This is a genomic window from Mycobacterium sp. TH-M116, assembly GCF_057473685.1.
The window spans coordinates 1-10175 of sequence record NZ_JBYCLC010000053.1 but is presented as its reverse complement, the minus strand read 5'-3'; the positions used below and the strand labels follow the sequence as shown (position 1 = coordinate 10175).

Genomic DNA, 10175 nt, shown 5'->3' with positions numbered 1-10175 from the left:
CATCGCCCAGGACATGATGGACCTGGACGACGATGGCCCACTTGCCGTCCTGAAAACCTTCGACGATGTAGACCCGCCACGGTGGACGTCGCAGGTCGAGTGGCTCGAGTAGGTCCTCGACCGCCTGCATCAGCTCCGGGAATTGCCCCCCGGAAACACGTCGGCTCTGCAGGTGATGGTCGAGATCGAAGTCTTCGGCGTCGAACCACGCGGGCGGGGCCAACTTCAGCGGAGTGGCGACTACGTGCTGCATCAGCCGGGGAATAGAGTTCACCCGGGCATTGACGCGCTCCCGAACCTGGTCGAACACAGGTTCAGAGTCGTCGGCGGGACGGTCGACGAAGCAGATCGCGATGAGTTCGCTTTGTGTGTTCCCGCCACGGAAAAAGGCGTGGGAGTCTCTGGGATTGAGGTACTCGGGCGTGTTGCCGTGTTCACCCATGTCACTTCCTCGCCGTCATCCGTGCTGTTTTCATCACACTGTCTTCATCACACTGTCTTCATCAAAAATTGTTTGTGCTTGTTGACTCGTTACAACGTTTGTGTATCCAAAACTATGCTCACCGGGGCTGTGAGGTGCCCGTCAAATGCCTGGGACCGCGGCCTCGCACCGGGTCGGTGTCTGGTAGCCAAGGGCTTTGTCCAGTCACCGGTGCTGTGTGAGCCCACATTCGGCGGCGGACGGCTCGACGGTGTCGACAGCCCTTCACCAGGTGCAATTCAAACCTGTCCTCAGCGACCCGGTTTCAAGGTAGCGTGGTGAATCCCTCCAGGACGGGCAATCTGGGAAATCGGGTTCAAGACTTTTCGACGATGCGGACCGCACCGTCGGTGGACTCCGGCAATGCAGTTCGCGGGTGTTCTGGCAGGGCCACTGCTCGTGGTGGATCCTCCCAGGGGTTGCGGAGGTCCGCCGCATACCTTCGCCGGCGTTGGACCTGGCGTCGTGTACACGGGCGCGAAGCCGGCGACGGCTGAAAGGGGTCCGGTACGAATGCAGTCTGAGCAACGCCTGCGCGAGGAGCTGGCAGGTGTGCTGCGGGATGCGGGTCTGGGGCAGATCGACGATCCCGATATCCTCGATCTCGATTTCGAGGAGCAACTCGGGCTGGGCAGCATCGAACTGGCCGACCTGTTGATCCGGGTCGGTGGTGCGTACGCAGTCGAGTTACCTGCCGACGGGGTCGGAAGGTTTCGCCGGCCGCGTGATGTCCTGGAGGCGGTCGATCAAGCGCTCGGCGCCGGTGGGGCGGCCACGGGCCGACCGGCCGTCGCGCGGCTTCCGCAGGTATCGACCCGGGACGCGTCGATATCGAACCTGTCGCAGACGCTGCCGGAGGCGTCGAATCTGCTCGATCTGCTACGTTTTCGCGCCGACAAGGACGGCCGGCATCCCCACCTGAAGTTCCTCACGGCGGATGGGCACGTGAGTGTGCTGGATTTCGGTGAACTCTGGGACCGCGGACGGCGCGCAGCTGCGGGATTGGCAAACCTCGGCTTGGGAACCGGAGACCGCGTCGCGATTGTGGCGCTGACCGGTCCCGACTTCTTCGTCGCCTTCGTGGCCGCGCTGTGTGCGGGAGGGGTTCCCGTACCGATTTATCCGCCCGTGCGACTCGACGAGCTGGATGGCTATGTCCGGCGGCAAAGTCGGATTCTGCGAAGTGCCGGCGCGGCTTTCATCGTCTCTGATCCGCAGTTCAAAGGTGCTGCGGAGCTGCTGTGTCGGGCTACGCCAAGCCTGCGGGAATCCGCGACGGTGGACTCCCTCACCGGCGGCGCGGGATCCTTCTGTGTCGAGTCGCCCTGCGAGCTCGCGCTGATCCAATACACGTCTGGAAGTACGGGAGACCCCAAGGGTGTGGCGCTGACGCACGCCAACCTGATGGCGAACATCCGAGCGATCAGCGAGATGACCGTTCGCGCCGGCCTGCGTCCCTCGGATGTCGCGGTGTCCTGGATGCCGCTCTACCACGACTTCGGGCTCATCGGGAGCTGGATGGGGGTAGGGCTCTGCACAGGAGTCACGATCGTGATGATGTCGCCGGTCGATTTCCTGACCAAGCCGGCGTCCTGGCTGTGGGCCATCGACAGGTTTCGGGCGAACGCCGTCGCGACCACGACCTTCGGGCTCAACCATGTCACGCGGCGCGTCTCGGATGACCACATCGCCGGAGTGGACCTTTCCAGCATCACATTCGCGGCGCTGGGGGCGGAGCCCATCCGGGTCAGCGCCCTCGACGATTTTTGCCGTCGCTTCGAGCCCTACGGCTTCCAACGGAGCGCGTTCACTCCCGCCTACGGACTCGCGGAAACGTGTGTTGCGGTGACGTTCGCGCTCGGCGGGCCGCGGGTGGACAACGTCGACGCCGATCGGCTGGCGGTGGACCGTCGCGCGGTACCCGCGGGCCCCGGATCCCGGATACGCAGCCTGGTTTCCGTCGGCACGCCTATCGGTGATCAGCAGGTCCGAGTCGTCGACGCGACGGGCCAGGGGCATGAGCCGATAGCGGAGCGCAACGAGGGCCGTGTGCTGATCCGGGGGAAGTCGGTGATGGCCGGTTATTTCGGCCGACCGGAAGCCACCGCCGCGGTTCGGATGGGCGACTGGCTCGATACCGGCGACCTGGGCTACCTGGCCGACGGGGAACTGTTCATCACCGGACGCGTCAAGGACCTGATCATCAAGGCAGGCCGCAACTACCACCCCCAGGACATCGAGCAGGCTGTCGGCGATTTGCCCGGCGTGCGCAAAGGGTGCGTGATCGCGTTCGGTGAGGAGATGCCGGAGCACGGCGAGGGCATAGTGGTGGTCGCCGAAACCGCCGCCGAGGCCGGATGCCACGACGAACTCAAAGCTCTGATCCGTGCGGCGGTCGTCGAGACAACGGGTACATCGGCCGACGACGTCATGCTGGTACCGCGTGGCAGCGTGCTCAAGACGTCCAGCGGCAAGCTGCGACGCCAAGAAACCCGGCAGGCGTATCGGGACGGAACCTTGGGCAAGAGCACAGCGGGACGTTGGCGGCCGGCCACGACGATCGCCCGGCTGGGCTGGTACCGAGCGCGAACAGTAGCTGACCGGTGTCGCCAGAGCGTCGTCGGTGCCTACATCGCCGGCATGACGATGCTCGTCGTGCTGATCTTCGCGGGCTCGGCACTGTGGGTTCGGGGTCGGGCCGGCACGTGGCGCTTCGCGCGACGCACACTTCGCCTTTGGTTCGCTGCGACCGGGATGTCGTTTCGGCGCACGGGTGTCCCGCTCCCCGATGGTCAGGCGCTCTACGTCAGCAATCACCCCACCGACATGGATCCCCTCCTGCTCGTCGGCGCTCTGGACCGGCCGGTTTCGATGACCGGAAAGGGGCGACTGTTCACCGGCTTGTTCGGGGTGCTCGCCGAACGCCTCGGCGTCATAGCCCTCGATCCCGGCTCGGTGGAATCCTCGCTGGCGTCCTACGAGCGAATGCAGGCGCTGCTGAGAGAGGATGTATCGATCCACATATTCCCTGAGGGCGAACGCCGCGACACCCCGGGTATCTACCCTTTCCGGCTCGGTGCGTTCAAGCTGGCCGCCAGCGCGGGAATCCCGATCGTCCCGTTGGCGCTGAAGGGCCCGCGGGAGGTGATGCGGGGCCGGCCATACCGGCCCGCCGCCCTCGAAGTCGAGGTGCTTCCCGCTGTCCGGCTCGCGTGCGATCCGTCCGATCTGGCGGCACTGGCGCAAGGGCGGGCGGAGATTCGACGCATGATCGCCGACGCGACCGGTGAGCCGCTCGTTGACAGCCGCGGCCTCAAGAAGCCGGTTGTCAGGGACTCGGTCGTCACCCGATTCACCACATGGGGCGGCCGGAGCAGGTCGCGGTCGCGTTGAGGGAGCCGTGTGGCTGGGCGCGCGGAACGTGCGCGCCCAGCCGGGTCAGTTGCGGCCGCGTTGCCACCAGCGTTGCCCGGGTTCCTTGGGGTGGCCCGGGCACCACTGCGATGCGGGCACGGTTCGGCGGACCTGTTCCACGTGTGCTCCGCATCCGGACCAGGTTGTTTTTCCGCAGGTGCGGCATGTGACGGGATGACACATCAGCGGGGAGCCTCCTCGAGTGTGGGCGGCCCCTGGACGGGCCGTTGCAGCGTGGCGAATTCGGGGGTCAGTGCGGCGGCGAGGACCGCGTCGAGCAGACGGACGCCGTTCTCGTGGCTCGGGATCGCGGTCAGGACCGGGCCATGGAACCCGCGTCCGCCGATCACGATGACCGGGCTGCCGGCGGTGCCGCCCAGGGTGTCTTGGCCGGTTTGGTGGCTGAGCCTGACGTCTTCGTCGAAACTGCTGTCGTCGAGGGCGTCGGAGAGCGATTCCTGGAGTCCGCAGCGGGCCAGCGACTCCTTGATCTCGGCGCTGCTCAGCTCGTCCTCGCGCATCTGGATCCGGGTGCCCAGCGAGTCGTAGAGGCGGGCGAACGCATCCCCCCCGTGTTTGCCGACGGCTGCGGCGAACAGGCGTCCCAGCCGGCGCGACCGTTCCATCATGCGTTGTTGCTTGCCCTCGAGCTCCTTGCCCTCATTCAGAACGGCCAGGCTCATCTGCCGCAGGATCACCGTCGTGGGGGTTGCGGATGCCGCATCGAGCAGCCACCGCGAGGTGACCCAGGAAAACGGGCAAACCGGATCGAGATAGAGTTCGACGTCAGCCATGGGCCCGTCCTTCCGCCGTGGTCTCGCGATCGGTGAACATCGCCCGATAATACCCCCATGGGTATCAGCTGTCGAAGCGGTTCCGCAGCTGCACGGCAGCTGACAGCAGAATGGCATCATGTCTTTGGATGTGAACGGGTATTTCGACCGCATCGGCTATCGCGGCGCCCCCGAGCCGAGCTTGCAGGTGCTGCAGGAGCTGGTGACTGCCCACACGCGGGCGATTCCGTTCGAAAATCTCGATCCGGTGCTGGGGGTACCTGTCGATGACCTGAGCGCGGCGGCCCTCTACGACAAGCTGGTCCGCCGGCGGCGGGGCGGCTACTGCTACGAGCAGAACGGGCTCATGGGATACGCGCTGGCCGAACTCGGCTTCCGGGTGCGGCGGCTGGGCGCGCGGGTGGTCGCGATGCGCCCGCCCGATGCTCCTTTCCCGACGCGGACGCACACGCTGCTGGCGGTGCGGTTCCCCGGCTCCTGCAGGCCCTATCTCGTCGACGTCGGTTTCGGCGGCCAGACGCCGACCTCGCCGCTGCGTATCGAGACCGGCAGCGTGCAACAGACCATGCACGAGCCGTACCGGCTTCAGGACCGCGGCGAGGAGCTGCTCTTGCAGGTCATGGTTCGCGGTGAATGGCAACCGCTCTACGAGTTCAGCACGCGAACCGAGCCGGATGTCGACCTGCAGGTGGGCAGCTGGTTCGTCTCGACTCACCCCTCGTCGATCTTCGTGACCGGTCTGATGGCCGCGCTGGTCACCGACGACGGCCGGCTGAGCCTGGCCGGTCGCGAGCTCACGTGTCACCGGGCCGACGGCAGCGAGAAGATCGAACTACCCGACGCGGCCGCCGTCGTCGATGCCCTCAGTGGGCGATTCGGCATCGAGGTGGCCGGCGTCGGCGACCGGTCCGCTCTTGAGGCGCGCCTCGACGGGCTTCTCGACTAGCGCGCCGCAAGCCAGGGGCCGATGCGCCGCAGCGCCTCGTCGACGTCGCTCGTGGGCCCGGCAAACGACAGCCGGACGAACGCGTTGCCGCGCGCGGTGTCGAAGTCGATGCCCGGCGCGATCGCAACGCCGGTGTCGCTCAGCAACTTCGAGCAGAACCCGAGCGAGTCGTCGGTGAAGTCCGAGACGTCGGCGTACACGTAGAACGCACCGTCGGTGGGGGCCAGCCGGTCGAGCCCGATGCGGCGCAGCCCGTCGAGCAGCCGCGACCGGTTGATCGCGTACTGGCGCAGGTGGCCGTCGGCCTCGGCGATCGCCTCCGGGGTGAACGCGGCGACCGCGGCGACCTGGGACAGCACCGGCGGGCAGATCGTGAAGTTGCCGGTGAGGCAGTCCACCGCGCGCCGCAGCTCGGGCGGCACCAGCAGCCAGCCCAGCCGCCATCCCGTCATCGCGAAGTACTTGGAAAAGCTGTTGACCACCAGTGCGTTTCGTGACGTCTGCCATGCGGAGCTGGTCTGCGGCGCGTGGTCGTAGACCAGCCCGTGGTAAACCTCGTCGCTGATCAGCCGGACACCGCAGTCCTCGCACCACAACGCGATCGCGGCCAGTTCGTCCGCCGCGATGACCGTGCCGGTCGGGTTGGCCGGGCTCGCGACGATCACCCCCTGCACCGGCGGGTCGAGCTCGGCAAGCATCCGTGCGGTCGGCTGGAAGCGGGTCTGCGGCCCGCAGGGGATGTCGACCACCTCGCAGCCCAACGCCGACAATATGTTTCGGTAGCAGGGATACCCGGGACTGGCCAGCGCCACCCGGTCGCCGACGTCGAAGCACGACAGGAAGGCGAGCAGAAACCCGCCCGATGAGCCGGTGGTGACGACGACCGCGTCGGGCTCGACGTCGATTCCGTGCCGGCGCCGGTAGTCCGCCGCGATCGCGGCGCGCAGCTCGGGCAGCCCCAACGCCACGGTGTAGCCGAGCTGGTCGAGGTGCAGGGCGGCGGCCGCGGCCGCGCGCACCGGCTCGGGTGCGCCCACGCTGGGCTGGCCCGCCGAGAGATTCACCAGGTCGCCGTGGCTGTGCTGGCGCTGCGCGGCAGCCCGCCACACGTCCATCACGTAGAACGGCGGGATGCCGGCGCGTCGCGAGACGTGGGCGTTCACGGGGTCGTCAGCACCTCGGATTCAAGTCGTCGCAGCAGCTCTCGTGTCGGGGCGAGCAGGTGCGCGCTGCCGTGCGCGCGTTTGAAGTACAGGTGCATGTCGTGTTCCCAGGTGATGGCGATCCCACCGTGCAGCTGGATTCCCTCGCCGGCCACGGCGCAGAGCGTCTCCGTGGCGGCCAGTCGTGCGGCGGCGGCGTTGGCCGGAGTGGGGTCGGTGCACGCGTCGGAGACCACCGCCTTGGCCGCGGACACGGCGACGTAGAGGTCGGCCATCCGATGCTTGAGCGCCTGGAAGCTGCCGATCGGCCGGCCGAACTGGACGCGGTTCTTGGCGTACTCGACGGTCAGCTCCAGGCAGCGTTCGGCGGCACCGATCTGCTCGGCGGCCAGCAGGACGGCCGCGGCGTCGGCCAGGCCGGGGTCGGGGCCGATGGCCTCGGCCTCGTCCGGCCGGATGCGGGCGAGCCGGCGGGTGGGGTCCATGGTGGCGACGGGCTCGGCCGTGAAGCGCGTCCACCTGCTCAACTTCCCGTCGGCCACCGCCACGACGACGTCGGCGACGTCGCCGTTGACCACATAGTCGGCGTCGAGCACCACCGCGCCGATCGAGTTGCCTTCGGCGAGGCGTTCCAGCGCGTCGGTGTCGGGCTCGGGCGCCGCCAGCAGCGCCAGCTCGGCCAGGGTCGTGCCCAGCAGCGGGGAGGGCACCAGGGCGCGGCCGAGTTCCTGCACAACGGTTGCGGCGTCGGCCAATTCGCCGCCGGCACCACCCAGCTCCTCGGGTATGACCAGCGCGGCGGCGCCGACCTGCTCGCACAACAGCCGCCACAGCGACTCGTCGTAGCCCCGCTCGGACTCCATGGCGGCGCGCACCGCCTGCGGCGTCGCGTGCTTGGCGACCATCGCCGCCACGCTCTGCCGCAGCATCGCCCGTTCTTCGGTGATCGTCACAACGCCTCCAGCACTCGCCGTCGATGCTCCTCCGGGGTACCCCAGGCCGAGCGCAGTGCCTGCACCCGCAGCAGCCACAGCGACAGGTCGTGTTCTCCGGTGAAGCCGATGGCGCCGTGGGTCTGCAGCGCCGAGCGCGCCGCCAGCAGCCCCGCCTCGGCGGCAGCGGCTTTGGCGGCGCTGACGTCGCGGGGCTTCAGCGACAGCGCCGCGCCGTACACCAGCGGGCGGGCCAGCTCGACCGCGATGTGGACGTCGGCGAGCTTGTGCTTGATCGCCTGATAGGAACCGATCACCCGGCCGAACTGGGTGCGCTGCTTGGCGTAGTCGACCGCGGCGTGCAGCAGCGCCTCGGCGGCGCCGACCAGTTGCGCGGCGGTGGCCAGCGCCCCGAATTCGTAGGCGCGCGGAATGTCCGCGTGCCAGATCTCGCCGGTCGCCGCCACATCGTAGAGGCGCCGGCTGGGGTCGACGGACTCGTGCTGTCGGCCGGGCTCGGCTGTGGTGACATCGTCCCCGGTGGCCAGCAGCACCAGCCCGGCCGCCCCGGCGTCCACGGCGCGCGGTTGCTGCGGCGGCAGCGCCACGGTGGCGATCAGTTTGCCTGCGGCCAGCGCGGCGCAGCGGTCAGCTTGGTCTTCAGTGGCCAGCAAAACCGGTGCTACGGCGATAGATTCGGCCACCGGCCCGGGCACGCACCAGCGTCCGAGGCGTTCGAGTGCGACCACCAGGTCCACCGGATGGGCGTCCAGGCCGTCGAACCGCTCCGGTACGGCCAGTGCGGTGACACCGAGGTCGGCCAGTCGTTGCCACACCGTGCGCCCGGGCGCGACGTCACCCGCGGACCACGCCCGAACCGCCGACGGCAGGTCCGCGGCGCCGAGCGCCGCGTCGATGCTGGCCGCGAAGTCCCGCTGTTGTTCGTCGAGAGCGAATTTCACTTCGTGCCCCCGGACTTCTCCCGAGGTAGTCCCAGCAGCCGCTCGGCGATGATGTTGCGCTGGATCTCGTTGGTGCCGGCGTAGATCGGGCCGCCCAGGGCGAACAGCAGGCCGTCGGTCCAGGGGCCCGCGAGCTCGCCGTCGGCGGCCAGGAGGTCGAGCGCGGTCTGGTGTATCGCCACGTCGAGATCGGACCAGAACACTTTGGTCACCGAGGATTCCGCGCCCAACTCGCCGCCGGCGGCGAGCCTGGTCACCGTGCCGAACGTCTGCAGCCGATAGGCCTGCGCGTCGATCCACGCCCCGGCCACCCGCTCGGAGAACGCCGGTGGGGATCCGCCGTCCTTCCACAGCCGCACCAACCGCTCGGCCGCCGCCATGAATCGCGCCGGGCTGCGCAGCGACATCCCCCGTTCGTTGCTCGAGGTGCTCATCGCCACGCGCCAGCCGTCGTCGGGGGTGCCGATGACGTCGGCGTCGGGCACGAAGACGTCGTCGAGAAAAATCTCGCCGAAGCCGGTGTCGCCGCCGAGTTGGGCGATCGGGCGCACGGTGACGCCGTCGGCCTTCAGATCGAACATGCAATAGGTCAGTCCGCGATGGCGCTCGGCCGCGGGGTCGGACCGGAACAGCCCGAATCCCATCTCGGCGAACGGTGCCCGCGAACTCCAGATCTTCTGCCCGCCCAGCAGCCAACCGCCGTCGGTCTTGGTGGCCGTCGACCGCAGCGACGCGAGGTCGCTGCCGGATTCCGGTTCCGACCATGCCTGCGCCCAAATCTGTTCGCCGCTGGCCATTTTCGGCAGGACACGGTCGAGCTGCTCGGAGGTGCCGTACGCGAACAGCGTCGGGGCCAGCATCGACGTGCCGTTCGCGCTGGCCCGGCCGGGCGCCCCGGCGCGGAAATACTCCTCCTCGAACACCACCCAGTGCAGCAGTGACGCGTCGCGTCCCCCGTAGCGCTGCGGCCACGTGATCACCGACAGGCCGGCGTCGAACAGCACACGGTCCCAACGCCGGTGCTGGGCGAAGCCTTCGGCGTTGTCGTAGGACTTCGTCGGGATCGAATCGGCGTTGTCTGCCAGGAACTCGCGTACCTCGGCCGCAAAGGCCAGTACCTCGTCATCCAGGTCCAGATCCATCAGACCAGCTCCCGCAGTTGTGATTTGACCACCTTGCCGCCCGCGTTGCGCGGCAGCGTTTCGACGAACCGGACCGACCTCGGTGCCTTGAAGTTCGCCAGATGCTTACGGCTGTAGGCGATCACCGATTCCTCGTCGAGGTCGGAGCCGGGCCGTGTCACCAGGAAGGCGCGGCCGACCTCGCCGAGGCGCTCGTCGGGAACCCCGATCACCGCGGCGTCGGCCACTCCGTCCAGCCGGGCGAGCACCTGCTCGACCTCGGCGGGGTAGACGTTGAAACCGCCGCAGATGTACATGTCCTTGAGCCGGTCGGTGATGCGCAGATTGCCCGCCTCGTCGAG

At 68.2% G+C, this 10175-nt stretch carries 9 protein-coding genes; 2 read left to right on the top strand and 7 right to left on the bottom strand.

The window, feature by feature from the left end; genetic code table 11:
- Window positions 1-442: wax ester/triacylglycerol synthase domain-containing protein (locus tag AC2VOK_RS02500; RefSeq protein ID WP_428899072.1), on the bottom strand; the 442-nt coding region annotated here is incomplete at its 3' end.
- Window positions 443-994: 552 nt separating this feature from the next.
- Between AC2VOK_RS02500 and AC2VOK_RS02495 the strand changes: the two genes are divergently transcribed.
- Window positions 995-3874, top strand: coding sequence for an AMP-binding protein (locus AC2VOK_RS02495; RefSeq protein WP_428899071.1), 2880 nt, complete (start codon window positions 995-997; stop codon window positions 3872-3874).
- Between the two features lie 203 nt (window positions 3875-4077).
- On the opposite strand, the gene AC2VOK_RS02490 is transcribed toward AC2VOK_RS02495, so the two are convergent.
- The gene (locus AC2VOK_RS02490; RefSeq protein WP_428899070.1) at window positions 4078-4689 is read right to left on the bottom strand and encodes a mycothiol-dependent nitroreductase Rv2466c family protein; all 612 of its coding nucleotides are present in this window, start codon (window positions 4687-4689) and stop codon (window positions 4078-4080) included.
- 118 nt (window positions 4690-4807) lie between these two features.
- Between AC2VOK_RS02490 and AC2VOK_RS02485 the strand changes: the two genes are divergently transcribed.
- Window positions 4808-5635 carry an arylamine N-acetyltransferase family protein gene (locus tag AC2VOK_RS02485; RefSeq protein ID WP_428899069.1) on the top strand — a complete coding sequence of 276 codons (828 nt, stop codon included), beginning with the start codon at window positions 4808-4810 and terminating at the stop codon, window positions 5633-5635.
- Here AC2VOK_RS02485 and AC2VOK_RS02480 read toward each other — a convergent pair.
- The 5 genes from AC2VOK_RS02480 to AC2VOK_RS02460 all read right to left on the bottom strand — a co-directional run.
- Window positions 5632-6750, bottom strand: a complete 1119-nt coding sequence (locus AC2VOK_RS02480) for a pyridoxal phosphate-dependent aminotransferase (RefSeq protein WP_428899073.1) — start codon at window positions 6748-6750, stop codon at window positions 5632-5634. The two genes, AC2VOK_RS02485 and AC2VOK_RS02480, sit on opposite strands and share 4 nt — an antisense overlap.
- Window positions 6751-6794: 44 nt before the next feature.
- A complete protein-coding gene (ipdE2, locus tag AC2VOK_RS02475) occupies window positions 6795-7751 on the bottom strand; it encodes an acyl-CoA dehydrogenase IpdE2 (protein WP_428899068.1) in 957 nt (318 codons plus the stop codon).
- Complete coding sequence (locus tag AC2VOK_RS02470) at window positions 7748-8692, bottom strand: acyl-CoA dehydrogenase family protein (protein WP_428899067.1); 945 nt, start codon at window positions 8690-8692, stop codon at window positions 7748-7750. The genes ipdE2 and AC2VOK_RS02470 overlap by 4 nt, the downstream gene beginning before the upstream one ends.
- Complete coding sequence (locus AC2VOK_RS02465) at window positions 8689-9834, bottom strand: acyl-CoA dehydrogenase family protein (protein ID WP_428899066.1); 1146 nt, start codon at window positions 9832-9834, stop codon at window positions 8689-8691. The genes AC2VOK_RS02470 and AC2VOK_RS02465 overlap by 4 nt, the downstream gene beginning before the upstream one ends.
- A partial coding sequence (locus AC2VOK_RS02460) for an AMP-binding enzyme (protein WP_428899065.1) occupies window positions 9834-10175 on the bottom strand: 342 nt, incomplete at its 5' end. The genes AC2VOK_RS02460 and AC2VOK_RS02465, both read right to left, overlap by 1 nt.